We start from the raw sequence: 24831 nt of genomic DNA, 5'->3' as shown, positions 1-24831 counted from the left end.
GCCCCCCGCGTGGCCAACCGGCAGCGCAAGCAGCCTAACAGCGCGACGGCCGCAGGCCGCGACGGCACCGCGGCAGAACGTGGTTTCGCTTTCCGCAATGGCCCCAGGAGCCACTTCTTTAGCAAAGAGTTAGACGTGGCTGTCGGTCTCCTTAGGTTTTGCGAGGAACGTATAGGCAGGTTTGGTCAGCGCTGAGCGAGCCGGATGCTGGCTCGCAAGGGCCAGAGCGAAGGCACAGACGCCACAGGGAATGGGGCTGCACATGACTGCCGTGATCACTCGACGGGACAACGGCACCTTTGACTGCGGTGGCGCCCAGGTTCGGGCGTACGGTCGCCACCTGGCGACGGTAGTGACCGTCCGGGGCGAAATCGACGTCGTCAACGTTGATCGCGTCAAGGCCTACGTGCGGCGTCTTGCTTTGGAAGCCGACCAGGTGGTGCTCGACCTCAGCGAGATGGACAACTTCGCTCCGGTGGGGATCGGGTTGCTGTGCATGCTCGACGACGAGTGGCGCGCCGCCGGGGTGGAGTGGATGTTGGTTGCCGGCCCCGCGGTCGTCGAGGCGCTGGGGGATGAGGCCCGCGCGATGTTCCCGATCACGCGTTCGGTGCACGAGGCGCTGCACAACGTGGCCGAGGCCATCGGCAGGCGCCGTCAGATGGTGTTGTCGCTCATCGGGAAGACGGCTTAGCCACCGTCGGACACCTGACGCCTGCCGCGCCACAGCGCGGCCACCCCGAGCACGACGAGCACCCCTGCGGCGATGGCCAACAACATCGTCAACAGCAGCAGTTGCGGGTCATAAACCAACGAGACCGTGGACGGCTGCCCGTCGGTGATCGGCGCGACAGTCACCGTGTGCCTCGAATGCAACCAAGTCATCGCGGCGCCGGCCGCCGCGGCCAACGCCAGGCCGATTGCCAGAATCGCCCGTAAGCGCCGCATCACCGTGGCGGCCAAGAATCGTTTTCCTCGTCGATATCGTCGGTGTCGACGACCTCAACGACCTCGGGACCGACCCGCTCCTGGACCAGCGGAGTCAGCGCCGCCCGCAGCTGACGGTGGCGGCGCGCCCAAGCCTGCGCGGTGCGGCCTCCGGTCAGCTTCAGCCCGATGCCCACCCGCCCCCGCGGGACCCCGACCAGTTCACCGAGTGCCCGCGCCGTCTGCCACTTCGCCAGGTCTTTGCCGGAAGCCACGGAATTCTCGGCCTCCGGGAAGATCTTGACGATCTCGGAGATCAGGACGGTCTCGGTGCCCTGTCGCAGGGCGTCTTGGGTCAGCTCGACTGAGGTGTGGATCCGTGCCGCCAACACCTGTAATCCGACGAAAAGCGACACCATCACCAGAAAAATGCCCGGGATCAGCAGGCTGATCCTGGCATGGCTGGATATCTCCACCAGAATCAGCGACACCGCGCAGGCCGGGCCCGCCAGCAGCCACCACCAGCTGGCGCCGGGTTCGTAGAACAACGGCTTGGGGTCCCCAACGTTGTTGCCTGTTGCCGGTGTCATCTGAGAAACCCCATCCCGTGATTGTTACTCGCCGATGGGCCTGTCAGGAAAGCCAACCCGCCACGTCGGCGGCCCAGTAAGTGAGCACAATGTCCGCCCCGGCGCGCCGGATGCTGGTCAGCGATTCCAGCGCGGCGGCGCGTTCGTCGATCCAGTTGTTCGCGGCCGCAGCACAAATCATCGCGTACTCCCCCGAGACTTGATAGGCGGCCACCGGCACCCGGGACATGCCGGCCGCCGCGGCGACTATGTCCAGATACCCCAACGCCGGCTTGATCATCACGATGTCGGCCCCCTCGTCGAGGTCCAGTTCGATCTCGCGCAGCGCCTCGCGGACGTTACCCGGCTCCTGCTGATAAGTACGCCGGTCGCCGGACAGGCTGGAGTTCACCGCCTCACGGAACGGGCCGTAGAACGCCGAGGCGAACTTCGCGGCGTAGGCCAGGATCGCCACATCGCTGTAGCCGGCCGCGTCCAGCCCATCCCGGATCGCGCCCACCTGACCGTCCATCATCCCGCTCGGGCCGACCACGTGCGCACCCGATTCCGCTTGCGCCACAGCCAATTCCACGTACCGCGCCACCGTAGCATCGTTATCAACCCGGCCTGACCCGTCCAGCACGCCGCAGTGCCCGTGGTCGGTGAACTCGTCCAGGCAGGTGTCGGCCATCAACACGGTGGCATCGCCGAGGTCCTTGCTCAGGTCGCGAAGCGCGACGTTGAGAATGCCGTCGGGATCGATGCCGGCCGAGCCGGTCGCGTCCTTATCCGCGTCGCGGGGCACACCAAACAGCATCAGACCCCCGACGCCTGCGCCCACCGCGTCAGCGGCGGCACTGCGCAACGAATCGCGGGTGTGCTGCAGCACTCCCGGCATCGACGCGATCGGTCGGGGTTCGTCGATGTCGGCGACGAACATCGGCAGCACCAAATGCCTTGGTTCCAACGAGGTTTGAGCCACCAGGCGACGCATCGCCGGAGTGGAGCGCAGCCGGCGCGGACGCTGCCGCGGATACGCACTCATTCGCGGCCGCGAGCGTGCGCAGAATGCCAGCGCCGACGGCGTGTTGGCGTACAGACCCGCACGCTCGCCCGTCCGGCGACCACTAGCGCCTGCGGCTCTTCTTGCGTGGCGGCGGCAGCGCGCCCTCGGCGCGCAACCGGGCGGCATGTTCGGCCAGTGCGTCCACCAGCGGACCCACCGCGGCGGTATCGGGCTGGACGTCGACCCGCAGGCCGAACTCGGCGGCGGTCTCGGCGGTCTTGGGGCCTATGCAGGCGATGATGGTCCGCGCATGCGGCTTGCCCGCGATGCCGACCAGGTTGCGCACCGTGGAGCTCGACGTGAAGCACACCGCGTCGAACCCGCCCGTCTTGATCATTTCGCGGGTGGTTGCCGGCGGAGGCGCGGCACGCACCGTCCGGTAGGCGGTGACGTCCTCGATCTCCCAGCCCCGCTCGCGCAGACCCTCGGCCAGCGTCTCGGTGGCAATGTCGGCGCGCGGCAGCAACACCCGGTTCACCGGGTCGAAAACGCTGTCGTACGGCGGGAATTCGTCCAGCAGGCCGATCGAGGACTGCTCGCCGGCCGGCACCAGCTCGGGGCTGATCCCGAACGCCCGGACCCGGTCGGCCGTCGACTCACCCACACAGGCGATCTTCACCCCGGAGAACGCGCGGGCGTCCAGACCGAACTCGCCGAACTTCTCCCACACCGCGCGCACCGCGTTGGTGGAGGTGAACACCACCCATTGGAAACGGCCGTCGACCAGGCCCTTGACCGCGCGCTCCATCTGCGCGGGACTGCGCGGGGGCTCGACGGCAATGGTCGGCACCTCGATGGGCAGTGCGCCGTAGGACGTCAGCCGCTCGCTCATCTCGCCGGCCTGGTCCTTGGTGCGCGGCACCAGCACGGTCCAGCCGTACAGCGCGCGGCTCTCCCACCAGTTCAGCTTCGCGCGGCTGGCCACCGTCTTGCCGATGGTCACCACCAGCGGCCCGCTCTGCGGATCGCCCCCGGTTGCGGGAGACAGCCCGGCGTCAGTGCCGTTGAGTATGGCCGGGTCGGTCAGTCCCAGCAGCGTGGTCTCGACCGATCGTTGCTGGCAGGTGGTGCCGTGCGCGGTCACCACACAGGGCGTGGTCTCGGCCAGCTCGTGCTCGATCAGCGTGCGGGCGGCGTCGGCCAGGTGCGACGCGGTGGCCTGCAGGATCAGCGGCCCGGGCGCGGCTGCCAAAGCGTCCCAATCCACTTCACCGCGCACGTCTGCGACGGTGTGCGACGAGCCCAGCGGCAGCCCCGCATACGTCGGGACGGCGCTGGTGGCGGCCAGGCCGGGGATGATCTCGATATGCATGTGGGCGCGCGCGACCGCGGTCACCTCGGTGATGACCGCATCCACCGACAGCGGGTCACCCGCCACCAGCCGAACCACATCGGCACCGGTACGGGCTTCGGCGGTCAGCGTCTTGGCGACCTCGGCAGGATCACCCAGGGCCGGACGGATGTCTGGCGCGCCGGGCACCGCAGCCGGAGGGTTTGCGGCGACCTTCTCACCGGCAGCTTGCTTTTCGTCGGCGTTGCCTGGCGGGTCGGCCGGCGCCGGACCGGACACCGGAGGTAGGTCCTTGCCGATCACGGCCAGGACCGACTCGGGCACGTCGGGGTCGGTGAACACCAGGGCAGCATTCGCCAGCACCGTTGCGGCCCGCGTGGTCAGCAGGCCTGGGTCGCCGGGACCCGAGCCCACGAACGTGATGCGGCCCGGTCTCGGCTTACGCCCTCGCGTCATCATTGTCGCTCCCACGTCGTCTTTCCAGAGTCTTTCCAGAGTCTCGTTTAACTTCCTCGCGCGGGGTCTTGCCGCGCTTGACCCATCAGCTCCCGGGCGCCCAGCTCGAACAGTTCCGCGGCGACCGAAAGCCCCAGCTCCCGGGCCCGGTCAGAACTGCCGATGCCGGACGCGCGGATCACGTCGGATCCGTCCAGCGCCGCTACGCAGCCGCGCAGCGACAGCTCTTCGAAGACGTGGCCCTCCTCATCGATGGACTCGACCACTTCGGCGATCGCGCCCACCGGTGCCGAGCAGCCGGCCTCCAGTTCGGCGAGCAAGGCACGCTCCGCAGTGACCGCCGCGCGCGTGTCGGCGTCGTCCAACTCCGCCAGCACTGCCGCGAGCCGATGATCCCCGGCGCGGCACTCGACCGCGAGCGCGCCTTGAGCCGGTGCTGGCAACATCTGCACCGGCTCCAGCGTCTCGGTGACATCATCGAGGCGGCCCAACCGGGCCAGACCAGCCCGGGCTACCACGATGGCGTCAAGATCACCACTGCTTACCCTGTTCAACCTGGTATCTAGGTTGCCTCTTAGGGGGCGGATTTCCAAACCGAGACCCAATGCTCTAAGCTGTGCGGCCCGCCTCGGCGACGAGGTGCCCACCAACGAACCCACCGGCAACTCCCCCAGCGTCAGCCCGTCGCGGGCCACCAGGGCGTCGCGTGGGTCGTTGCGCGGCGGTATTGCGGCGATGGTGAACCGCGGGTCCTCGGCGGTTGGCAAATCCTTGTGCGAGTGCACCGCCGCGTCCACCCGGCCCTCGTCCATGGCCTCGCGCAGCGCGGTGGTGAAGACCCCCACGCCGAGATCTTCGATGGGCGCCGACGACCGGTCGCCGACGGTGCTGATGGTCACCAACTCCGCCGCGTGGCCGCTGGCGATCAAGGCGTCCCTGACGACGGCGGCCTGGGTGGTGGCCAGCAGGCTGCCCCGGGTGCCGATCCGGATCACGTGCGCCAATCGCTACTCGGCGGACTTCTGCGCGCCGCCCGGGTGGCTGGTTGCATCGAATCCGCTTGCTACAACCGGTAATTCAGAAGTGGCGACGGCGGCCACGGAGTCTATCGCCGTCTGGTCCAGTTCGAAAAGTTCGCGCAGCGCCTCGGCGTAGCTGTCGCCGCCGGGGGCACTGGCCAGCTGCTTGATCCGCACCGTGGGCGCGTGCAGCAGCTTGTCCACCACCCGGCGCACCGTGCGAGCCACCTCTTCGCGCTCGTCGCTTTCCAGCCCGGGCAGGCGGTTGTCCAGGCGCAACAACTCCGCCTCGACCACATCGGCCGCCCGCTGGCGAAGCGCGGTGACCGTGGGCGTGACCTCGGCCATCCGCTGGCCCGCCAGGTAGGCGGCGACCTCGGCGGCCACGATGTGCCGGGCGGCGTCGACGTCGGCGGCCGCGGCATGGGCCGACGGTTCGCGTTGCACGCGGTCGACGTCGACGACCCAGACGCCGGGCAGTCCGGCCACCGCAGGATCGACGTCGCGCGGCATCCCCAGGTCGCATATCACCAGCGGATGCGCCATTTCGTCACGGCGCGCCGCGGCCAGGGCGTGATGTACATCGGCCAGCGAGACCACGGGGCTCAGCGCACCGGTACAGCTGACCACGACGTCGGCATCGGCCAGCGCGTCCGGCAGCCGGTCAAGGGTCAGCGCCTCGGCCGGTACATGAGCTTCACGGATCTTGCGAACCAGCCGCTGCGCCCGCGAGTGCGACCTGTTGAGCACCTGGATGCGCCCGATCCCGGCCCGGGTCAGGTGGGCCGCCGACAGTGCGCCCATCGCGCCGGCGCCGATCACGACGGCGGTCTTGCCGTCCAGCCCGCCCAGCTTGCGCTCGGCCATGCCGAGCGCGACCGACACCACCGAGGCGCCGGCGGCGTCGATGGCGGTTTCGGAGTGCACCCGTTTGCCCACCGACAACGCGCGCTGGGCCAGCTCGTGCAGCACCCGGCCGACGGTGCGGTTGGCCTCGGCGGCGGCATAGGCGCGACGCACCTGACCAAGCACCTGCTGCTCGCCGACCACGGCGGAGTCCAGGCCACTGGACACCGCGAACAGATGCTCGACGGCGGCCTCGCTGTAGCGGACGTAGGCGTATTTGGTGAGGTCACCCATCGACATGCCGGAGTGTTCGGACAACACCTGACCGATCACCGACAACCCGGCGTGGAACGCGTCCACCACGGCGTAGACCTCGACCCGGTTGCACGTCGACAACACCATCGCCTCGGTGACCAGCGGTGACTGCAGCACCCGGTCGACGATCTTGACCTGGTCGGATTCGTCGACGCTGAGTTGTTCCAGGACCGGGACCGGCGCACTGCGGTGCGAAACCCCGAAGAGCAAGATGCTCACGGCAGCATCACCTGGCCAGCTCCCTTGCTTAGCTCCAGCAGAACTGGTGTCTACGGTAATGGTTTACGAGCTGGGCTACCAAATGTCGGCCCATGTCCAGTCAGGGCCCATTCAGCGGTTGAGATCGGCACGCAGCCGCGGCTCGTCGATCTCCCAGTAGCTGTGCTCGCGGCCGTCCAGCAGGATCACCGGCAGCCGGTCGCCGAACTCTGCCCGCAACCCGGGCTCGCCCGCCGACGCCGCGGCGTCCACGTCGGTGACCGACAGTTCGAAACCCAGCTCGGCGGCCAATTCGTCGAGCCGCCGGTGAACCCGCTGGCATATGCTGCAGCCGTTGCGGGTCAGCAGCTCTACCTGCCGTCGGGTCATGGCCACCAGTTTCTCAGCTGCGGCTTGGGCCGAGCCGGCACAGGTGACCGGAACAGTGAATTGTGGCGGCGCGAGGTGGCGGTTACGTTGCCGCTGTGGCTGCCGAGACCCATCTGGGCGTCGACCCCGACGACCTGCGAAAGCGGCTGGCCGAGCTCGACGACCACGTCGCCGGCTTGCTGCGCGCCCGGTACGGCGGGTCGAGATCGGCCTATACCGACGCGTGGGAGCTGTGGCATCGCGGCGCCGCCGAGGTGCAGGTGGGGTTGTCGATGCTGGCGAGGCTGATCGCCCATCACGACTATCGAGACAACGACGCCGCAGCCGCGTTTCGGCGTCACGCCGAACGCGTGGTCAGCGAAATCGATTCTCTGGCAATGGCTTTGCAGGTACCGCTGCCCGGACGGGCGGCGGCCGCGCACATCGAGGCGCACCGGCACTGGACTCGCGGTGAGGCCATGATGCGCGAGTCGCTGGCGAGGCTGCACGACGCCGGTACCGCCGCACGCACCAACTAGCCGACCCGACCGCGTCGCTGGCTGCGTCTATCGTCCTGACGGTCGCGGCAGGCGCCGGATAGGCCAGATAGGGTTGATACCGATCACCCCAGCGGCCACCGGGCGGGCACGCGATTTAGGAGGTTTGGCGATGACTTCCTCTGATTCGGGCGCTCATTCGGGCAGCGCGGAACACGTTCAGGACGTCGATCTGGCGTCGCTGGCCAACAACGCGAGCGCCGAGCGTGCGCTGCGCGATCTGGAGACCGCTCCGGAAGAGGTTCGTCCCCAGCCGCCGGTAGACCTGACGGCCGCCGCCTTTTTCGACGTGGACAACACCTTGGTGCAGGGCTCGTCGCTGGCGCATTTCGCCCGCGGGCTGGCTGCCCGCAACTACTTCACCTACCGCGACGTGATCGGTTTCGTCTACGCGCAGGCCAAGTACCAGATACTCGGCAAGGAGTTCAGCAACGACGCTGCCGCCGGCCGGCGTAAAGCGCTCAGCTTCATCGCGGGCCGGCCCGTCGCGGAGTTGGTGGCGATGGGCGAGGAGATCTACGACGAGATCATCGCGGACAAGATCTGGCCCGGCACCCGAGAGCTCACCCAGATGCACCTCGACGCCGGCCAGCAGGTGTGGTTGATCACCGCCACGCCCTACGAACTGGCGGTGACCATCGCGCGCCGGCTCGGGCTGACCGGCGCCCTGGGTACCGTCGCCGAGTCGGTCGACGGGGTGTTCACCGGCAGGCTGGTCGGCGAAATCTTGCACGGCACCGGCAAAGCCCATGCGGTGCGCTCGCTGGCGATCCGCGAGGGGCTCAACCTGAAACGCTGTACGGCGTACTCCGACAGTTACAACGACGTCCCGATGCTCTCGCTGGTGGGAACCGCGGTCGTGATCAACCCCGACACCCGCCTGCGGAACCTGGCCCGGGAACGGGGATGGGAGATCCGCGACTTCCGGACCGCCCGCAAGGCGGCCAAGATCGGTGTGCCGTCGGCCCTGGCGCTGGGTGCGGCCGGCGGCGCGCTGGCGGCTTTGGCGTCGCGACGGCAAGCGCGCTGATAAGCTGCGCCGCTGACCACCTAATTTGAGAGCAGAGAGCGGCAACGGCATGACAGTTCCCGAGGGAGCCCAGGGACTCATCGGCAGCAACTACAAGGCGCCGGACTACTTCGAGGTCGGGCGCGAGAAAATCCGGGAGTTCGCGACTGCGGTCAAGGACGACCACCCGGCGCACTTCGAGGAGGCTGCCGCGGCCGAAGCCGGGTATCCCGCGCTGGTGGCGCCGCTGACCTTTGCTGCCATTGCCGGACGACGGGTGCAGCTGGAGATCTTCACCAAGTTCAAGATCCCGATCAACATCGCGCGGGTTTTCCACCGCGACCAGAAATTGAAGTTCCACCGGCCGATCCTGGCGCACGATAGGCTCTACTTTGACACCTACCTGGACTCGGTGATCGAGTCACACGGTACGGTGCTCGCTGAAATTCGTAGTGAAATCACAGATGCAGAAGGAAAACCGGTGGTCACCGGCATCGTCACGATGCTGGGGGAAGCCGCACATCAAGACGCGAGCGCTGAAGAAACCGTCGCCGCAATAGCATCCATATCAGCCGGAAAGTAGGGTCCGATCAATGACGTCAGAGGGTGAAAAGAGTGGCGTTCAGCTGAAGCCACCGGTCGAAAAAGTCCAGTCCCACTACGACCGTTCCAACGAATTCTTCAAGCTTTGGCTCGATCCGTCGATGACCTACAGCTGCGCCTACTTCGAGCGTCCGGACATGACGCTGGAAGAAGCCCAGCGCGCCAAGCGTGATCTCGCCCTGGGCAAGCTTGGGCTGCAGCCGGGCATGACGCTGCTCGACATCGGCTGCGGCTGGGGCTCGACGATGCGGCACGCGGTGGAGAAGTACGACGTCAACGTGATCGGTCTGACGCTGAGCGAGAACCAGCTGGCGCACGACAAGCAGAAGTTCGCCGAGATGGACAGCCCGCGCCGCAAGGAGGTCCGGCTGCAGGGCTGGGAGCTGTTCGACGAGCCGATCGACCGGATCGTATCGCTGGGTGCGTTCGAGCACTTCGCCGACGGCGCCGGCGACGCCGGATATGAGCGCTACGCCACCTTCTTCAAGAAGTACTACGACCTGCTGCCCGACGACGGCGTGATGTTGCTGCACTCCATCGTGGTGCCGTCCGCCGAAGAGGGCGAGAAGATGGGCCTGAAGCCGACGATGAAGCTGTTGCGCTTCATCTCGTTCATCCTCAAGGAAATCTTCCCCGGCGGAAAACTGCCCCAGGTCAACATGGTCGACGAGTACGCCACGGCGGCCGGATTCAACATCACCCGCCACCACTTCATCGGCGAGCATTACGTGCCGACGCTGACCGCGTGGGCCGACAAGCTGGAAGCGCACCGGGACGAGGCCATCGAGCTGCAGGGCGAGAAGGTCTTCGACACCTACATGCACTACTTGCGCGGCTGCGCGGAGCTGTTCCGCGACGGCTACACCAACGTGTGCCAGTTCACCATGGAGAAGTAAGTAGCGGCCGCTACGCAAAACGCCCCGGTGCTCGGGATAGCCCGAGCCCGGGGCGTTTTCGTGGCTGGCGATCCTGAAGACGCGAAAGCCTCAGCCCAAGAAGACGTTGCGGCGCCCGGCCAGGAGCCGGTACAGCGTCTGCTGGATCGTCTCGCGGACCTGGTCGGTGAGCTCGAAGGTGACCATCGGGTCGTCGGCGTCGGTGGCCGCATAGTCAGCGGTGTGGATCGGCTCGCCGAACGCGATGCGCCATTTCGACGGCAACGGGACCAGGCCCGCCGGGCCGGCCAGCGGGAACAGCGGGGTCACCGGGAAGTACGGCAGGCCGAACAGCCGCGCCAGCAGCTTGACGTCGGCCACCATCGGGTAGATCTCCTCGGAGCCGATGATCGAACACGGCACGATCGGCGCCTTGGTGCGCAGCGCGGCCGATACGAAGCCGCCGCGACCGAACCGTTGCAGCCGGTAGCGGTCCTCGAAGCGTTTCCCCAGGCCCTTGTACCCCTCCGGGAACACTGCCGTGAGCTCGCCGGAGGCCAGCAACCGGTGCGCATCCGTCGTGCAGGCCATGGTGTGGCCCGCTTTCCGGGCAGTCTCGCCGATCACCGGTAGGTCGAACACCATGTCGGCGGCCAGCAGCCGCAGGTCCCGCTGCGCGGGGTGCTCGTCGTGAACCGCCACCGACAGCATTAGACCGTCGAACGGCAATACCCCGGCGTGGTTGGCCACCACCAGCGCGGCGCCCTCGGCCGGGAGGTGCTCGACGCCGCTGACTTCCACCCGGAACCACGACTTGAAGAAGAATCTCAGCAAGGGCCGGACGATGGCGTCGTTGAAATGTGGATCGAAGCCGAATTCGTCGACGCTGTAGTCGCCGGTCAGCCGCTGGCGGAAGAACCCGGCGACCGAGGCGACGCGCTGAGCGAGCTCGTTCAGCGGCGACTCCGCGGACCCGGAAGTTCCGGCGGCGGCGCGCCGATGATCGTCGATTTCACGGACCACCGCGGCGATCTGTTCGGCCGATGCGCGGCCCCGCGGATCGGAGAGTAACGAGGGGTGCTGACGGGACGTCTCGGCCCGTTGATCCGCACGCTTCCGCGCCGCTATCCTGCCCCGATTACTATGCAGTGGAATGACATTCGCTCTGGATTCACCCGCCACGATATCTACCTAACTCCACCCCATGGAATTGGATTTCGGCTACCCCAGCGCTGCGCCAACGCGACGGCACGACCTTCCAGAGAGCGTACCCGATCAGGGTCGATTATGGGAGTCAAGCCACGGCCGCGAACGTAATCGTCGAACGCTTCGGCCGTCGTCCATTTCGGTTGGTAGCCGAGTTCGGAACGCATCCTGCTGGTGTCCATCACCCTGCCGTAACTCAGGTAGTCGAACTGCTCGCGATTGATCTCGGTGTAATGGTTGGCCCGCCTCAGCGAATCCAGGATCCAAACGCCAAACCCGGGTACTGGCACCGGAATTCGGCCGGCACGGCGGATCGCCTGCGACAGCATGATGACCCCGTCGGCCCCGATGTTGAACGTACCGGCCTTGCCCGCCATCGCCGCGCGCTCCAGCGCGCCCAGCGCATCCTGCTCGTGCAGCAACTGCAATCGCGCGTCGCGGCCGAACATCGTCGGGACCAACGGACCGGCCAGATACCGCGACAACGTGGTGTCCATCGCGGGCCCAATCATGTTGGCCAGCCGCAGAATTGTCACTGCGATGTCGGGCCGGCGCCGGCCCAGTCCGCGCACGTAGCCCTCGATATCGAGACTGTCCTTGGCAAAACCCTCGCGGAACGGCCGGCGACTGGTGCTGTCCTCGGTGAACATCACCGGGTCGTGGGCGGTCGACCCGTAGACCTCAGAGGTGGACTTCAGCACGACGCGGCGCACTGACGGCGCTTTCTGACAGGCCGCGAACAGTTGCATCGCGCCCATCACGTTGAGTTCCTTCAACGCTGCGCTGCCGCCGGAGCGCGGCGCGTACGACGCCGCCGCCGCATGCACCACGGTGTCGACGTCGCCGTTTCGAATCACCTTGGCGATAAATGGATTACGAATGTCGGCGCGGACGAACTCGGCGCGGCCCATCCGGCGCAGCATGTCTTTGCTCGGCGCGATCGCATCCACCGCGATGACACCGTTGATCAACGGATTCTGCGCGAGCCGGGCGGTCAGGTAGCCACCCAGAAACCGGCACGCGCCGGTGACCAGCACGACTTTGGGGTAATGCACGGTGTCGCTGGTGCCGCCACCGTCCCCGATCGACGAATCCACCCAGACAGCCTAGCTTCCGAGCGAAACAGTGGCGTTACGGTCGGGTGACGGTCAGCGCGTCTGGGTCTACTTGCCGAGTTTTCTGCGCTGCACCCGGGTGCGACGCAGCAGCTTGCGGTGCTTTTTCTTGGACATACGCTTGCGCCGCTTCTTGATTACTGAACCCATGAACTCCGCTATCCGACACGCCGCTGATCAATGATGACTACAAAAGGACGCCGCCACTTTACCCGGCCGGCCGCGCGGAACGCCAAACCGGCAGCCAGGATGACCGCGGCGGTGGGGCAGCGACCTGGGTCTCCGCCGGTAGTCGCGCAGGTTGGTGAGCGCGTATTACTGGGCTTGGTGTGAATCCTGGGCTTTGGGAGTGAACCCTGGGCTTTCCGCGTGAATCCTGAGCGGAATTCACCCGCCGATTCCCGCCCTACCCTCACCCCGAACGCCACCAGTACACACTCAACCCGACAGCAGACCCCGAACGACTCAGTACGCCCGGAACCCGCTATGTCGTGGCTGATTGCCAGGCGGCCTGGCCCAGGCTCGCCCCCCTGCAGGAGTACGCGGCGAGCTGGCCGGCGTCTACCCGGCGTCTATCCGGCGTCTATCCGGCGTCGAAGTACGAGGTCTCCAGCATGTCGTGGACGGCCTTGGCGTGTACCCGGAAGGACCGCCCAACGCGAACCGCAGGCAGTTCGCCGTTGTGCACCAGCCGGTAGACCGTCATCTTGGAGACCCGCATCAGCGCCGCCACCTCGGCCACGGTGAGAAATTGCGTCCTGGCCTGCTGGCCGTCGACGGAACCGGTGTCGCGCGCCGATTTTCCGCCAGCCGATGGCCCGTTCGTAGACGTCATCGCAACCCAATCGTGTCAGGCACGCGCATCCCAGCGGCTTCCCCACCGCTGGCACCAACACGTGCTTACCAAGAGGAGAATAGCGGGACTAGTGGGGTTACTGGTACTGGTGGGGGATAATCAGTTCAAAATTCTTGAATTATTCCGATGTAATTCTTAGCTGCTCAGACCGGGTTTTGGCGGCCTGCACGGCCGCGTCGACGGTGGCCCGTAAGCCGCCGCGTTCGAGTTCGCGCAGCGCAGCGGCGGTGGTCCCGCCGGGCGAGGTAACCGTCGCCCGCAGCTGTGCCGCCGTGGTATCGGCCTGCATTCCCGACGGCTCGGTGTCGGCCATCCGCCGGCCTTGTTCCATCCTTTCCAGCAGCATCGCGGCCGACCCCGCCATCGTCTGGGCGGTCAGGTCGGCGGCCACGTGCCGGCTCAGGCCCGCTGCGACTCCGGCGTCCACCAGGGCTTCGACCATCAAGAAGAAGTACGCCGGTCCGGAGCCCGACACCGCGGTCACAGCGTCCAGCTGCGCCTCCGGCACGGTCAGCACGCCGCCAACGGCATCGAACAGGGCGGATACCTCCTCCAGCTGCTCAGTGGTAACGAAGCGGCCCTTGGCCAGCGCCGTTACCCCGGCGGCCACCAACGCCGCGGCGTTGGGCATCGCCCTGATCACCGGTGTGCCGGCCGGCAGTTTGGATTCGAAGTAGGAAATCGAGATGCCAGCCGCCACGGTGACGAAGACCTGCTCGACGCCGTCGTTCTCGGCTGCGGCACGGGCCAGGTCCCCGATCACCACCTCGACGTCGGCCGGCTTCACCGCGACGACGACGAACGTCGCGTTCTCGACGGCCTCGGAGACCGACGTGATCAACACCGAATAGGTATCCGCCAGGTACTTGGCGCGATCGGGCATCCGTTCGGCCACCACCAGGTCTTTGACCTGTCGCCCCGCACGCAGCAGACCCGACAGCAATGCCTCGCCGATGTTGCCGCCACCGACGATCGCGATCCTTGCCATGCCGGAAAGCATTCCAGACAGCGGGGTTTGTTCGCGCTACCGGGGTTTCTCGGGCACCATCGCCAGTTGGCGTGACTGCAGCACCAGGCGGCCCGCGCTGTCGACGACGGTGTGGTCCTCGTCGAACCACTCCTGCCCGATCTCGGTACAGGTGCACATCACCCGCAGCCACCCGTCTGCCGGCAGGCCGCGCAGCAGCGCGGTGAACTGAACGGTGGGCGCCCAGCCGGTGCGGTCCACCGCGAACGTGACGGGCGCCGAGAGATCTCCGCACAGCAGGGCAAACAGCGCGTCCGGCGCGATGTCGCGGGGGCGGGCCCACATCTGGATCACCGGCGGTCTGCCATCGCGGGCCGGGCTCAGCGTCGACAGCAGCGGCCGGATGTCGCAGCCGGCACCCAGATGCACCAGGCCGGCCAGCGGGTGCCCCGGCCCTATCGGTGCCACGCCGTCGGGCGGTTCCGGGGCCATCAGGTCAATGACAGGGTTTGCCGACAGCAAGGGCGCGTGCCGATGCTCCGGCTCACCCAGGGTGACCACGGCGTGCACCGCGGTCCGACCGTCCTGGGTCAGTTCGACGTCGACGACGCTGATCCGCCGGCCCCGCTTGCGGATCGACGTGACCAGGCGCATCGCGCCGGGATCGGGCGCTCGCAGGAAGTTCGCCGAGACCGCGACCGGCTGTCCTGATGGTGGCGACCCGCTTCGCCCGGCTTCGCCGTGCTCGCGATCGCCACGAAGACCATCTGCGTAGGCAGTGCGGGCGGCGTTGGCGCACAACGCCACCATGGCGCCGCCGTGCACCTTGGGCCCGATGGTCCAGTGCTGGTTCAGCTCGCCCTCATACACCGGGTCGTCCCCGTCAGCCTGGATCTCGCGCAAGGCCATTGCGCTGGTGAACAATGCGTCCATATCAGCGCAGCAGGTGGGTACGGGCGAATTGCAGCGACTCCGCCAGCATGTCTTCGCGCTCATTGGCCGAACGCGCGCTCGACGTGGACACCTCCAGCACGACATGGCCGGCGAATTTCCCGGTGGCCAGCAGCTGGCACACCTCGGCGGTCGGTTGGGTGCCGCGCCCGGGCACCAGATGCTCGTCTGCGGGCAGGCCGCTGCCGTCGCACAAGTGCAGATGGACCAGCCCTGAACCCATCCGGCGGGCCATTTCCAGCGCATCGCTGCCGGCGGTCGAGGTGTGCGACAGGTCCAGCGTGTAGTGCGCGTGGTTGCCGTCCAGCGGATCGTAGGACGGCGCGAACGCCGAAATCGCCGGACCGGGACCACCGCCGCGCCGGCGCATCCGTTCCCGGGACTGGTCAAGGCCGAAAAACCGGTCGGCCCGGAACGGGAACATGTTTTCCACCGCCACCATCACCTGGCTGGACGCTTCCAGGGCGGCAACCTGTTCGCGGAATCCCTCGGCGTAGCGCCGTTGCCAACGGAACGGCGGATGCACGACCACGGTCTGCGCACCCAGTTGCTCGGCTGCCTGCACACTGCGTTCCAGCTTGTTGATCGGGTTGGAACCCCACACCCGCTGCGAAATCAGCAGGCAGGGGGCATGCACCGAAAGCACCGGCACCTGGTAGCGCTGTGACAGCTCCTCGACGGCGTCGATGTCCTGGCTGACCGATTCGCTCCACACCATCAGCTCGACCCCGTCATAGCCGAGCCTGTCGGCATACTCGAACGCGGCCTCGGCCCGCAAAGGGTAGACCGAGGCCGTCGACAAGCCGACTTTGATTGCTGGGCGCACTATCTCCGGGTGACCCCTAGCCCGTTTGCAAGGAGAGCACCAACGGTCCCCAGGTGATCAGCGCCCCGACCGCAACCGCGATCAACGTGCTGGCGATGTCCTCGGTCTTGCGAACTACCCGCACGCCGACCACCAGGCCGAGAATGACCAGCACCGACAGGACCAGCGTCACAACGCTGTTCCACCGCCAGAGCTGGTCGAAGGCGATGAACAGTCCGGCGCCGAACGCCACGGCCAGAATCGACTGCAAAACCACTACGGTGCCGTGCCACAGCGCCTCGAGTCTGGCGTGCGGCCGCCGGCCCTCAGGGGCCTCCTCGAGGTCGTCGTCGAAATCCTCCGGCGGTGCCTCTGCTTCTGCGGCGGCCTCGTCACCGCGCCGGCGAGCCAGCTCGTCGGCCAGCGTCTGGCCACCGAACAGCGTCCCCTCGGGCGCCTGCAGGTACGAACGGACGTACGCGGAGTCCTCGGTGGCCGGTTCGACCTCGCTGACCTCGGAGTCCATCACGTCTACCGGCATGTCGCCGTAGTGCCCGATCGGGTCCGGGCTCATTCCCTCGGCACCGGACTGAACGCCGGGCTGGTCTCCGGGTCGCTCGGCTTCGTCGCCGTGGGGCAGCGGCCGGGGGTAGGCACTGCGCTCCGGTCCGGTGCGCTTGGCCTGCGGCGGAGACTTGGGCCAGCGCGGTTCGGGCTCAGACCAGTACCCGGTGTCTTCACCGGGTTCGGCTTCTGTTGCGACTTCTTCTTCGGAGGCGACGGGTCCGACCTCTTTCGGCGCCTCGTCGACCTCGTCGTCGACGATCGGGATCTCACCGGTGAGCTCGGCGACCGATACCGCGTCGCTGTCGCCGCGTCGACGGCGCCGGCGCCGGGTGACAGCCGGAGCGCCGAGGGTGCCGTTTCTGGCGAGCAGTTCGGCCACGGAGACTGGGCGGGCGTTGGGATCCTGGGTCTCGGATTCTGGTCCGGTCATGGTTTGTCGCCTCTCGATCGGCTTGTTGCGTTCCGATCACCTACTTGACCTCCAGCATCCCGCACCCACGTCTCCACGAGGCCGGTTCCGTCGGCTTCGCTGTCGAGTTTGCGCAGGATCAGACCTTCCCGCAGCGCCCACGGGCAGATATCCACCGTTTCAATCGACAGCGCTCGCATGCTCGCCTCCGCCACCAGCGCGCCCGCCACGATCTGCGGTGCCCGCTCGGCGCTCACTCCTTCCAGTTCGGCACGGTCAACCGCCGCCATCCTAGAGATAAACGCGATGAGTTGCCGCAGGCCGTTGGCGGTCAGCGTCCGCTTCACCCGCGGTCCCGCGGCCGACGGCGCCGCGCCGGTGAGCCGGGCCAGGGAGCGGAAAGTCTTCGACGTCGCCACCGCCAGGTCGGGGGGGCCGGCTTCCAGCATCTTCGTGCTGGCTTCGGCCAGCTCGGCGTCCAGCCAGTCACGCAGCATCGCCACCCGACGCCGGCCCGGGGGGTCGTCGGGCAGCCAATCGCGGGTCAGCCGGCCGGCGCCAAGGGGCAGCGACATCGCGACCTCTGGCTCCTCGTCGACGCCGCTGGACAGTTCCAGCGAACCGCCGCCGATGTCGAGGTTGATGATTCGTCCCGCGCTCCAGCCGTACCATCTGCGCACCGCAAGGAAGGTCAGCCGGGATTCGTCCACGCCGCTGAGCACCTGCAGTTTGACTCCGGCTTCCTTGCGTACCCGGGCCAGCACCTCGTCGGAGTTCCCGGCGTCGCGCACGGCCGAGGTGGCAAAGGCCATCAGCTCCGAGCATCCGGAGCTGACCGCGATCTTGGCGAATTCGTCGATCGTCGAAACCAGCTTGTCGGCGCCGCGTTTGGTGATCTTGCCCGAACTGTCGGTCGCCTCGGAGAGCCGCAAGGTGGCCTTCGTCGAACTCATCGGCGTCGGATGGCCGCCGCGGTGGGCGTCTACCACCAGCAGATGCACCGTGTTGCTACCCACGTCGAGCACGCCCAATCGCACGAAATAAACCTAGCCGGTGATTGAGGGGGTCGCCGAGCGGCCTGCCTGCGCGAGCGTGCGCATAATGCCGGCCTACTGCGGCGTGTCGTCGTGCAGACACGCACCCTCGCGGGCGGGGATTGTGGTTTAACGTTGACTACGTGGCTAATTCGCGTCCGGCGCCCGGCACCGAAGTCGAACTGGATTTCGCCCGTGAGTGGGTGGAGTTCTACGACCCGGACAACCCCGAGCACCTGATCGCGGCCGACCTGACCTGGTTGCTGTCGCGCTGGACGTGTGTATTCGGCACACCAGCCTGCCAGGGCACCGTGGCGGGCCGCCCGGACGACGGATGTTGCTCGCACGGCGCATTCCTGTCCGACGACGACGACCGCGCGCGGCTGGACGACGCGGTGAAGAAGCTGACCGACGACGACTGGCAGTACCGCGAAAAGGGCTTGGGCCGCAAGGGATACCTCGAACTCGACGAGCACGACGGCGAGCCCAGTTACCGCACCCGCAAACACAAGGACGCGTGCATCTTCCTGAACCGTCCCGGGTTTCGCGGCGGCGCCGGCTGCGCGCTGCACAGCAAAGCCCTCAAGCTGGGCGTGGCGCCGCTGACGATGAAGCCCGACGTCTGCTGGCAGTTGCCGATCCGGCGCAGCCAGGAGTGGGTGACCCGGCCCGACGGCAGCGAGATCCTCAAGACCACCGTCACCGAATACGACCGCCGGGGCTGGGGCTCGGGCGGCGCTGACCTGCACTGGTATTGCACCGGCGACCCGGCCGCCCACATCGGCAGGAAGCAGGTCTGGGAGAGCCTCGCCGACGAGCTGACCGAACTGCTCGGCGAGAAGGCCTACGCAGAATTGGCCGCAATGTGCAAGCGCCGCAGCAAGTTAGGCCTTGTCGCGGTGCATCCCGCGACCCGCATCGCCGAGTAGCGCTTCCGGGCGTACTCAGGCGCCCCGTTCGTTACCTGATTCGGTCTGGCTCGTGCGGGTTCGGCGCGAACGTTCCCACCAGTGTCCGACCAATATCACGCCGGCTGCCCATGCGGTTCCCAGGAACCAGCCGCCCACCACATCGCTCACGTAGTGAACCCCGAGATAGATGCGCGACAGCCCGACCGCGCCAGTCAGGCCGATCGCGACGGCCCACACCGCCACCTGCGGGGTCCACCGGGTAATGAGATAGCGGGTCAGCATCCAGGCCGACAGCAGCGCGACTACGGCAATGCCGGCGGCGTGGCCCGAGGGAAAGGAAAATCCCTTTTCGGTGACCAGGGCGAACGGTATGGGTGGGCGTTCGCGGACCACCAGAGCTTTGGCCGTGAGGACCACGATCAAGATCCCGATGGCACCGGCCAGAGCCAGGATTACCGGCAACCACGATCTGCGCCACGCCGCGACCACGGAGCTGATCAGTACGGTAAGCAGTCCCAGCCCGAGGGGACTACCTGCCGCCGTGACGATCAGCAATGCGGTCGTCAACCACGGGTCCCGGTGGGTTCCCAACCACTCGGCGGCCGGTCGGTCGATCCCGGCGATGCCGTCGCCCTCCAGCACGTCGTCCAGAACTTCGGTGAAGCCGTCGGCCAATGCCACCACCACGGCCAGCTCCACCAGCAGCAAGACGACTGCGCCCCGATACCCCCGCGACCATTGCCTGGCTTCGGCCTGTTCGGTTGCCCAGGCCCGCACCCGGCGGACAACCGGCGCATCCCATGCGCGACGGACCCAGGGGTTATCGCGCACGCGGTTCCAAAGAGTTTCCCCCAGGTGTGGATGCCGAGCGACCCAAACGGCTGCGGCCACCAGCAGTACCAGCAACACCACGACGCCGATGCTGACTGGGCCGAAACCTGTACCGGTTGACCGCGACATGGCGGAAATCCAACCAGAAATATTGCCTTCGCGGCAGTTTCGGCCCGGCAGCTAGTCGCGGTCGTCGGCGCCGGTGTAGCACCTGACCATTCGCAGCGCACTGGCGTTCAGGTACGCCTCGACCTTGGCCGCGGCCCCTGCGGCGTCGCGCCCCAACACCGCGTCGGTGATCGCTCGCAGATCCGCGAGCAGCGGCTCCGGGTCGCGGTAGGCCCCGGTGAGCTCGTGCTCGCGGCCGCCGAAGGCGTGCTCGACCCAGCGGTACAGCAATCCCAGGGCGCGGTTCCGGGTGCTGTGGATCAGCACCCGGAAGTAAGCCAGGTCGGCGGCCTGCCGCGCTACGGGAGTGTCAGCGTCGCGCGCCGAGGCCAGCGCCGCGCGCAATGCCTCGGCATCCTCCGGCACGCTGCGTTCGGCCGCCAAGCGGCCGATCAACGGGCCCAGCGCCGCGCGGATCTCGAGCAGCTCGACAAGGAACTCCGGACCCAGTTTGCGTACCAGCGCCTCGACCACTGCCGGATGGGTGAGGCCCTCGGGATTGCGTACCACGTTTCCGCTGCCGTGCTTGGCCTCGATCAGCCCCATCTGCTGCAGACGGGCCAACCCCTGCCGCAACGAGGTGCGGTTGACGTTCAGCTGTTCGGCCAGGTCACGCTCGGGCGGCAGCGTCGAGCCCGGCGGAAATGCGCCGTCCAGGATGGCGTCCGCAATCGACGCCGCGATCTGCTCGTCGACGCGTTGGCGATCCGGTGGCTGCAGAAAACTTGACTGGTTCATTGGCTCAACCAATATAGTATGGGAACCAACAACGCGCGTCGGGCCTTTACCGCTTTCGACTCTGCAACCAGGGCGAAGAATCGGCCATTTTCGCGCCCTGAGCGCAGGCTCGGCGCCCTGAACGCAGAGTCGACTCCGGAGGTAGCAAGTGGACAATGAACTGCGATCGGCGGCCGAGCCGCGCTGGCGAGGCCGGCCTGGCCGTCTGGAGGTCTGGTACGCCACCCTGTCGGATCCGCTGACCCGCGCAGGCCTGTGGGTGCACTGCGAGACGGTCGCTCCCCTGTCCGGCGCGGCCTATGCGCATGGCTGGGTGACCTTGTTTCCCGCCGACGGGCCACCGTGTACCGAGCGATTCGGCCCCGAGCCCGTCCAGCCGGCCGCCGGCGCCGCATGGTTCGACGCTGCCGGAGCCCGGGTCGCGGCGGAGAAGCTCGACGGACGCGCTGGATCAGTCAGCTGGGACCTGTCCTGGAAGGACACCGGCGCGCCGTTGTGGACGTTTCCCCGGCTGGCGTGGGAGCGCGAGCTGCTGCCCGGCGCCCAAGTCGTCCTCGCGCCCACGGCCGACTTCACCGGATCGCTGATTGTCGGCGAGACCACCTACCGCGTCGACGGCTGGCGCGGCAATGTGGCCCACATCTACGGACACGGCAACGCGAGGCGCTGGGGCTGGATCCATGCCGACCTCGGCGACGGCGACGTGCTGGAAGCGGTCACCGCGGTTTCCCACAAGCCGGGTCTGCGCCGGCTCGCACCGCTGGCCTTCATCCGCTTCCGGATCGACGGAAAAGACTGGCCCGCAAGCACTTTGCCGTCGCTGCGGATGCGCACGACACTCGGCTTGCAGCACTGGCAGATAGAAGGGCGCATCGGCGGCCGGAAGATACTCATCCGCGTCGACCAGCCCCCCGACCGCTGCGTCAGCCTCGGATACACCGATCCCGACGGGGGCGCCGCGGTGTGCACCAACACCGAACAGGCCGACATCCATATCGAAATCGACGACCGGCATTGGTCGGTGCTGGGCACCGGGCACGCCGAAATCGGCCTTCGTGGTGCTCAAGCACCCGCCGTCAACGAAAGGACACCTTCGTGAGTTTTCTGCTCGATCCGCCGCTGCTGTTCGCCTCCGGAGTGCTCATCGAGCGCGGGCTGCCCGAGGACCGTCGTGACGTGGCCGAAGCCGCCACCCTAGGCATCTTCTTCGCCGGATCGTTCGGGCTGTACAACAACGTGCCCGGGCTCGGGCTGCTGTGGCGCCCGTTCCGCGCGCGCAACGGCCGCGACTTCATGTGGAACAGCGGCGTTTTCAATGTCAGCACCGAGAAGGCCGAGTGGCCGCTGCACGCGGCGGCCGGAGGAATCTTCGCGACGTATCCCTTCTTCATCAAGCTGGGCCGGGGGCTCGGACGCAAACTGGGACAACGGATTTGAGCCGGCTGGCCGCTCGGGCCGCAGCGTCGTTCGGCTCGGCTCTGCTACCGCAGGAGCTCGGCGGTCCGTCGTCCACCGAACTTGTGCAGCGTCTCGACCGGTACCTGACACGCATGCCCGCGATCTCGCGACGGGCAGTGCACGCCGGCCTGCTGTCGCTGGAGACGGCAAGCTATCTGACCACCGGGCGGTCGCTATCGCGGCTTGGCCCCGCCGAACGCGAACGAGTGCTACATCGTCTCGCCGCGCTCAACCCGGATGCCGGCGCCGCGCTCGAGGCCATGAAGGTGATCGTGTTGCTGGCCAACGGCGCGGATACCTATGCGCCGGAACTGCTTTCCCGTGCCGCCCAGCATGACGCCGCGCGGCCCGACGCGTTATTGAACGTCACCAGATCCGCCGACAGTGGCTCGGTCGTCACCGCCGACGTGGTCGTCGTCGGGTCTGGCGCGGGCGGTGCGATGGCGGCCCGCACCCTGGCCCGGGCCGGCTTGGCCGTGGTGGTGCTGGAGGAGGGACGACGCTGGACGGTGGAGGAGTTTCGTACCGCCCACCCGATCGAGCGCTACGCCGGGCTCTACCGGGGCGCCGGCGCAACCGTCGCGCTGGGCCGCCCGTCGGTCGTGTTGCCGATCGGCCGGGCCGTCGGTGGCACGACCGTCGTCAACTCCGGCACGTGTTTCCGGCCGCCGCTCGCCGTGCAGCGGCGCTGGCACGACGAATTCGGCCTCGGCATCGCGGACCCGGACCTGCTGGGCGGCCGGCTGGATGAGGTCGAGCGCACCCTGCAGGTTGCGCCAGTACCGCTGCAGATCATGGGGCGCAACGGCCGCCTGCTGCTCGACGCCGCCGATTCGTTGGGGTGGCAGGCCGCGCCCATCCCGCGCAACGCACCGGGCTGCGACGGCTGCTGCCAGTGCGCGATCGGCTGCCCCAATAACGCCAAGTTCGGCGTGCACCTGAACGCACTGCCGCAGGCCTGCGCCGCCGGCGCCCGAATTGTGTCCGAGGCGCGCGCCGAGCGGGTGCTTCATCAGCGCGGACGGGCCCGCGGCGTGCGTGCCCGCCGGCCCGACGGCACCGCTCTCGATGTACTCGCGGACACGGTCGTCATCGCCTCGGGCGCCACCGAGACCCCGGGGCTGTTGCGGCGCAGCGGTCTTGGCGGGCATCCGCGGCTCGGCCGCAACCTGGCGCTGCATCCCGCGACGATGCTCGCGGGACGCTTCGACGACGACGTGTACGCATGGCGTGGCGTGCTGCAAAGCGCGGCGGTGCACGAGTTTCACGAGTCGGACGGCGTGCTGATCGAGGCCACGTCCACGCCGCCGGGCATGGGATCAATGGTGTTTCCTGGCTACGGGGCCGAGTTGCTCGGCTGGCTGGACCGGGCCCATCATGTCGCGACGTTCGGCGCGATGGTGGCCGACCAGGGCGTCGGCTCGGTGCTGTCGGTGCGCGGCGAGACGCTGATGCGCTACAACATCGCCCGCGCCGACATCGCAAAGCTGATGGTGGCGCTACGGGCCATGGGCCGTTTGCTCTTCGCCGCCGGGGCGGTGGAGGTGCTCACCGGGCTACCGGGCGCCAAGACGGTGGCGTCGCTGCCCGAGCTGCAGGATGTGCTGGACCGCAGCGACCCGCGGAGCCTGCACCTGGCCGCCTTCCATCCGACTGGCACCGCCGCCGCCGGTGCCGATGCACAAGTCTGTCCGGTAGACGGAAGCGGCCGGCTGCGCGGTGTCAACGGGGTATGGGTGGCCGACGCGTCGATTGTGCCCAGCAGCCCGACGGTGAATCCGCAGGTGTCGATCATGGCGCTGGCACTCGGCGTGGCCGATGAGATCGTCTGCGGTGGTTAGGCTTTGGCAGCTTGTTCGAGCTGAGCGCGGACATCGCCGGTCACCGGCTCAGCATGGCCAGGTGGTCATTGCCCGGATGCCGGCGTCGAACGCCAGCACGCCACTGCCATCGCGGATGAAGTAGACGATCATGATCTTGTCGGGCGGGCCTCCGCGCACCAGCCAAACGTCGTGAGCGACTGGCTGTAGCGGACTCATCGTCAACCACCGGACAAAACGGTCCTTGACTCCGCGCCCGGTGCCCGCGGCTCCGACCCTAGCGAGGCTCTGCATCAAGACGGACTCTTTCCGGGCGGGACGAAACCCGCTCGGGATCACATCCGGCGGGGCACCGTCAGGTGTCGCTCGGGGTTTCGCTTGGGGGCGAGAGCGCATCCGGGCAGTAAGTCTTGGCAGCGATCGCCGCGAACTTACTGGCTTTGTCCGGGTTCAGTGACGAGTTCTTGGATGTGAGCGTCTTGACGACATCCGACATCTCCGTGCCCCCGCCGAGCTTGTCGCAGACCCATTTGCCTGCCCCCACGGCTGCATCCGGATCGGAATAGGAGATGCCGGCGGCGTTCAGTGACGCGATGAATGCGTCGTCGGCGCCATCGGCGTGAGCGGGCGCGGCCATGCCGATGACGACACCAAAGCTTGCCAGGGTTAGGAATAGTGGCCTCATGGCTCACAGATTGTCCCAGAGTGACTACCACGCCGCATCTCGTGCAGCAATGTCGTTGGACTCGTGTAGACTCGAACACATGTTCGAAGGAGCGGGTGGTCGGTCGCAGGCGGAGATCATCGCCGGCTTCGATGAGATGTTTGCCGGGGCTGTGGTGCGCACGCCGACCCCGGAGTCGCGGGCGTGGCTGGATCGGGTGGGGGCGGCGGT

General features: G+C 67.5%; 29 protein-coding genes. 9 read left to right on the top strand and 20 right to left on the bottom strand.

Going from position 1 to position 24831, the window contains the following annotated elements; genetic code table 11:
* Nucleotides 1–262: 262 nt before the first annotated feature.
* Nucleotides 263–694 (top strand): STAS domain-containing protein, encoded by a 432-nt coding sequence (locus A5791_RS18280; protein WP_231995947.1) that lies wholly within the window; start codon nucleotides 263–265, stop codon nucleotides 692–694.
* Here A5791_RS18280 and A5791_RS18275 read toward each other — a convergent pair.
* The 7 genes from A5791_RS18275 to A5791_RS18245 all read right to left on the bottom strand — a co-directional run bounded on the left by A5791_RS18275 (nucleotide 691) and on the right by A5791_RS18245 (nucleotide 7077).
* A complete protein-coding gene (locus tag A5791_RS18275) occupies nucleotides 691–948 on the bottom strand; it encodes a hypothetical protein (RefSeq protein WP_369828098.1) in 258 nt (85 codons plus the stop codon). The two genes, A5791_RS18280 and A5791_RS18275, sit on opposite strands and share 4 nt — an antisense overlap.
* Nucleotides 948–1517 carry a DUF3093 domain-containing protein gene (locus A5791_RS18270; protein ID WP_067239846.1) on the bottom strand — a complete coding sequence of 190 codons (570 nt, stop codon included), beginning with the start codon at nucleotides 1515–1517 and terminating at the stop codon, nucleotides 948–950. Before A5791_RS18270 ends, A5791_RS18275 begins: the two co-directional genes overlap by 1 nt.
* 43 nt (nucleotides 1518–1560) lie before the next feature.
* Nucleotides 1561–2541, bottom strand: coding sequence for a porphobilinogen synthase (gene hemB, locus A5791_RS18265; RefSeq protein ID WP_067239843.1), 981 nt, complete (start codon nucleotides 2539–2541; stop codon nucleotides 1561–1563).
* 82 nt (nucleotides 2542–2623) lie between these two features.
* Nucleotides 2624–4309, bottom strand: a complete 1686-nt coding sequence (locus A5791_RS18260) for a uroporphyrinogen-III synthase (protein WP_156661482.1) — start codon at nucleotides 4307–4309, stop codon at nucleotides 2624–2626.
* 47 nt (nucleotides 4310–4356) lie between these two features.
* Nucleotides 4357–5304: a hydroxymethylbilane synthase gene (gene hemC, locus A5791_RS18255; protein ID WP_067239837.1), complete on the bottom strand. Its 948-nt coding sequence runs from the start codon at nucleotides 5302–5304 to the stop codon at nucleotides 4357–4359.
* Between the two features lie 12 nt (nucleotides 5305–5316).
* Nucleotides 5317–6708, bottom strand: a complete 1392-nt coding sequence (locus tag A5791_RS18250) for a glutamyl-tRNA reductase (RefSeq protein WP_067239835.1) — start codon at nucleotides 6706–6708, stop codon at nucleotides 5317–5319.
* Nucleotides 6709–6819: 111 nt separating this feature from the next.
* On the bottom strand, nucleotides 6820–7077 hold the full coding sequence (locus tag A5791_RS18245) for a glutaredoxin family protein (protein WP_067239832.1): 258 nt from the start codon (nucleotides 7075–7077) through the stop codon (nucleotides 6820–6822).
* A gap of 95 nt (nucleotides 7078–7172) precedes the next feature.
* Between A5791_RS18245 and A5791_RS27550 the strand changes: the two genes are divergently transcribed.
* The 4 genes from A5791_RS27550 to A5791_RS18225 all read left to right on the top strand — a co-directional run bounded on the left by A5791_RS27550 (nucleotide 7173) and on the right by A5791_RS18225 (nucleotide 10121).
* The gene (locus A5791_RS27550; protein ID WP_304441713.1) at nucleotides 7173–7595 is read left to right on the top strand and encodes a hypothetical protein; all 423 of its coding nucleotides are present in this window, start codon (nucleotides 7173–7175) and stop codon (nucleotides 7593–7595) included.
* A 130-nt stretch (nucleotides 7596–7725) separates the two neighbouring features.
* Nucleotides 7726–8643, top strand: coding sequence for an HAD family phosphatase (locus A5791_RS18235; protein WP_067239830.1), 918 nt, complete (start codon nucleotides 7726–7728; stop codon nucleotides 8641–8643).
* Between the two features lie 49 nt (nucleotides 8644–8692).
* Complete coding sequence (locus tag A5791_RS18230) at nucleotides 8693–9205, top strand: MaoC family dehydratase N-terminal domain-containing protein (protein ID WP_067239828.1); 513 nt, start codon at nucleotides 8693–8695, stop codon at nucleotides 9203–9205.
* Nucleotides 9206–9215: 10 nt separating this feature from the next.
* Complete coding sequence (locus A5791_RS18225; protein WP_067239825.1) at nucleotides 9216–10121, top strand: cyclopropane mycolic acid synthase family methyltransferase; 906 nt, start codon at nucleotides 9216–9218, stop codon at nucleotides 10119–10121.
* 90 nt (nucleotides 10122–10211) lie between these two features.
* Here the strand turns inward: A5791_RS18225 and A5791_RS18220 are convergent, their stop codons facing one another.
* The 9 genes from A5791_RS18220 to A5791_RS18185 all read right to left on the bottom strand — a co-directional run bounded on the left by A5791_RS18220 (nucleotide 10212) and on the right by A5791_RS18185 (nucleotide 18013).
* Nucleotides 10212–11282 carry a lysophospholipid acyltransferase family protein gene (locus A5791_RS18220; protein ID WP_082967003.1) on the bottom strand — a complete coding sequence of 357 codons (1071 nt, stop codon included), beginning with the start codon at nucleotides 11280–11282 and terminating at the stop codon, nucleotides 10212–10214.
* Nucleotides 11283–11287: 5 nt separating this feature from the next.
* A complete protein-coding gene (locus A5791_RS18215; protein WP_067239820.1) occupies nucleotides 11288–12403 on the bottom strand; it encodes an SDR family oxidoreductase in 1116 nt (371 codons plus the stop codon).
* 66 nt (nucleotides 12404–12469) lie between these two features.
* Nucleotides 12470–12571, bottom strand: coding sequence for a 30S ribosomal protein bS22 (locus A5791_RS26105; RefSeq protein WP_003402602.1), 102 nt, complete (start codon nucleotides 12569–12571; stop codon nucleotides 12470–12472).
* A gap of 433 nt (nucleotides 12572–13004) precedes the next feature.
* Nucleotides 13005–13256 (bottom strand): cell division/environmental response transcriptional regulator, encoded by a 252-nt coding sequence (locus A5791_RS18210; RefSeq protein WP_067239818.1) that lies wholly within the window; start codon nucleotides 13254–13256, stop codon nucleotides 13005–13007.
* Between the two features lie 139 nt (nucleotides 13257–13395).
* On the bottom strand, nucleotides 13396–14265 hold the full coding sequence (gene proC, locus A5791_RS18205) for a pyrroline-5-carboxylate reductase (protein WP_197504724.1): 870 nt from the start codon (nucleotides 14263–14265) through the stop codon (nucleotides 13396–13398).
* 36 nt (nucleotides 14266–14301) lie between these two features.
* Entirely contained in the window at nucleotides 14302–15177 is an 876-nt protein-coding gene (locus A5791_RS18200; RefSeq protein ID WP_067239812.1) for a thioesterase family protein, read from the bottom strand.
* Between the two features lies 1 nt (nucleotide 15178).
* The gene (locus A5791_RS18195) at nucleotides 15179–16021 is read right to left on the bottom strand and encodes a sugar phosphate isomerase/epimerase (protein ID WP_067239810.1); all 843 of its coding nucleotides are present in this window, start codon (nucleotides 16019–16021) and stop codon (nucleotides 15179–15181) included.
* 16 nt (nucleotides 16022–16037) lie between these two features.
* The gene (locus tag A5791_RS18190) at nucleotides 16038–16997 is read right to left on the bottom strand and encodes a hypothetical protein (protein WP_067239807.1); all 960 of its coding nucleotides are present in this window, start codon (nucleotides 16995–16997) and stop codon (nucleotides 16038–16040) included.
* Nucleotides 16994–18013, bottom strand: coding sequence for a Ppx/GppA phosphatase family protein (locus A5791_RS18185; protein WP_067239805.1), 1020 nt, complete (start codon nucleotides 18011–18013; stop codon nucleotides 16994–16996). The genes A5791_RS18190 and A5791_RS18185 overlap by 4 nt, the downstream gene beginning before the upstream one ends.
* A gap of 140 nt (nucleotides 18014–18153) precedes the next feature.
* Here A5791_RS18185 and A5791_RS18180 point away from each other — a divergent pair, with 140 nt between their 5' ends.
* A complete protein-coding gene (locus A5791_RS18180; protein WP_067239802.1) occupies nucleotides 18154–18939 on the top strand; it encodes a hypothetical protein in 786 nt (261 codons plus the stop codon).
* A 15-nt stretch (nucleotides 18940–18954) separates the two neighbouring features.
* Here the strand turns inward: A5791_RS18180 and A5791_RS18175 are convergent, their stop codons facing one another.
* Nucleotides 18955–19881, bottom strand: a complete 927-nt coding sequence (locus tag A5791_RS18175) for a phosphatase PAP2 family protein (protein WP_067239800.1) — start codon at nucleotides 19879–19881, stop codon at nucleotides 18955–18957.
* A gap of 51 nt (nucleotides 19882–19932) precedes the next feature.
* The gene (locus A5791_RS18170; protein ID WP_067239798.1) at nucleotides 19933–20658 is read right to left on the bottom strand and encodes a FadR/GntR family transcriptional regulator; all 726 of its coding nucleotides are present in this window, start codon (nucleotides 20656–20658) and stop codon (nucleotides 19933–19935) included.
* Between the two features lie 148 nt (nucleotides 20659–20806).
* Here A5791_RS18170 and A5791_RS18165 point away from each other — a divergent pair, with 148 nt between their 5' ends.
* From A5791_RS18165 to A5791_RS18155, 3 genes are read left to right on the top strand one after another with little or no spacing between them, the layout of a single operon-like run.
* Nucleotides 20807–21757 (top strand): hypothetical protein, encoded by a 951-nt coding sequence (locus tag A5791_RS18165; RefSeq protein WP_067239796.1) that lies wholly within the window; start codon nucleotides 20807–20809, stop codon nucleotides 21755–21757.
* Nucleotides 21754–22095, top strand: a complete 342-nt coding sequence (locus A5791_RS18160; protein WP_067239794.1) for a hypothetical protein — start codon at nucleotides 21754–21756, stop codon at nucleotides 22093–22095. Before A5791_RS18165 ends, A5791_RS18160 begins: the two co-directional genes overlap by 4 nt.
* Nucleotides 22092–23957 (top strand): GMC family oxidoreductase, encoded by a 1866-nt coding sequence (locus tag A5791_RS18155; protein ID WP_067239792.1) that lies wholly within the window; start codon nucleotides 22092–22094, stop codon nucleotides 23955–23957. Before A5791_RS18160 ends, A5791_RS18155 begins: the two co-directional genes overlap by 4 nt.
* Nucleotides 23958–24005: 48 nt before the next feature.
* Here A5791_RS18155 and A5791_RS26555 read toward each other — a convergent pair whose 3' ends face one another.
* Nucleotides 24006–24155, bottom strand: coding sequence for a hypothetical protein (locus tag A5791_RS26555; RefSeq protein WP_231995946.1), 150 nt, complete (start codon nucleotides 24153–24155; stop codon nucleotides 24006–24008).
* A gap of 136 nt (nucleotides 24156–24291) precedes the next feature.
* A complete protein-coding gene (locus A5791_RS18150) occupies nucleotides 24292–24621 on the bottom strand; it encodes a DUF732 domain-containing protein (RefSeq protein ID WP_067239789.1) in 330 nt (109 codons plus the stop codon).
* Nucleotides 24622–24831 lie beyond the last annotated feature (210 nt).

The sequence above is a fragment of the Mycobacterium sp. 852002-51163_SCH5372311 genome (assembly GCF_001667115.1).
Taxonomy (GTDB): domain Bacteria; phylum Actinomycetota; class Actinomycetes; order Mycobacteriales; family Mycobacteriaceae; genus Mycobacterium.
The sequence above is the reverse complement of the archived record's forward strand: the minus strand, read 5'-3'. Positions and strand labels throughout refer to the sequence as shown.

Excerpts from the sequence above, each read along its gene's own strand:
- A5791_RS18280 (WP_231995947.1), top strand. The coding sequence starts at position 263 with ATGACTGCCGTGATCACTCGACGGGACAACGGCACCTTTGACTGCGGT.
- A5791_RS18275 (WP_369828098.1), bottom strand. The coding sequence starts at position 948 with ATGCGGCGCTTACGGGCGATTCTGGCAATCGGCCTGGCGTTGGCCGCG.
- A5791_RS18270 (WP_067239846.1), bottom strand. The coding sequence starts at position 1,517 with ATGACACCGGCAACAGGCAACAACGTTGGGGACCCCAAGCCGTTGTTC.
- hemB (WP_067239843.1), bottom strand. The coding sequence starts at position 2,541 with ATGAGTGCGTATCCGCGGCAGCGTCCGCGCCGGCTGCGCTCCACTCCG.
- A5791_RS18260 (WP_156661482.1), bottom strand. The coding sequence starts at position 4,309 with ATGACGCGAGGGCGTAAGCCGAGACCGGGCCGCATCACGTTCGTGGGC.
- A5791_RS18245 (WP_067239832.1), bottom strand. The coding sequence starts at position 7,077 with ATGACCCGACGGCAGGTAGAGCTGCTGACCCGCAACGGCTGCAGCATA.
- A5791_RS18235 (WP_067239830.1), top strand. The coding sequence starts at position 7,726 with ATGACTTCCTCTGATTCGGGCGCTCATTCGGGCAGCGCGGAACACGTT.
- A5791_RS18230 (WP_067239828.1), top strand. The coding sequence starts at position 8,693 with ATGACAGTTCCCGAGGGAGCCCAGGGACTCATCGGCAGCAACTACAAG.
- A5791_RS18225 (WP_067239825.1), top strand. The coding sequence starts at position 9,216 with ATGACGTCAGAGGGTGAAAAGAGTGGCGTTCAGCTGAAGCCACCGGTC.
- A5791_RS26105 (WP_003402602.1), bottom strand. The coding sequence starts at position 12,571 with ATGGGTTCAGTAATCAAGAAGCGGCGCAAGCGTATGTCCAAGAAAAAG.
- A5791_RS18210 (WP_067239818.1), bottom strand. The coding sequence starts at position 13,256 with ATGACGTCTACGAACGGGCCATCGGCTGGCGGAAAATCGGCGCGCGAC.
- proC (WP_197504724.1), bottom strand. The coding sequence starts at position 14,265 with ATGGCAAGGATCGCGATCGTCGGTGGCGGCAACATCGGCGAGGCATTG.
- A5791_RS18200 (WP_067239812.1), bottom strand. The coding sequence starts at position 15,177 with ATGGACGCATTGTTCACCAGCGCAATGGCCTTGCGCGAGATCCAGGCT.
- A5791_RS18190 (WP_067239807.1), bottom strand. The coding sequence starts at position 16,997 with ATGACCGGACCAGAATCCGAGACCCAGGATCCCAACGCCCGCCCAGTC.
- A5791_RS18175 (WP_067239800.1), bottom strand. The coding sequence starts at position 19,881 with ATGTCGCGGTCAACCGGTACAGGTTTCGGCCCAGTCAGCATCGGCGTC.
- A5791_RS18170 (WP_067239798.1), bottom strand. The coding sequence starts at position 20,658 with ATGAACCAGTCAAGTTTTCTGCAGCCACCGGATCGCCAACGCGTCGAC.
- A5791_RS26555 (WP_231995946.1), bottom strand. The coding sequence starts at position 24,155 with ATGAGTCCGCTACAGCCAGTCGCTCACGACGTTTGGCTGGTGCGCGGA.
- A5791_RS18150 (WP_067239789.1), bottom strand. The coding sequence starts at position 24,621 with ATGAGGCCACTATTCCTAACCCTGGCAAGCTTTGGTGTCGTCATCGGC.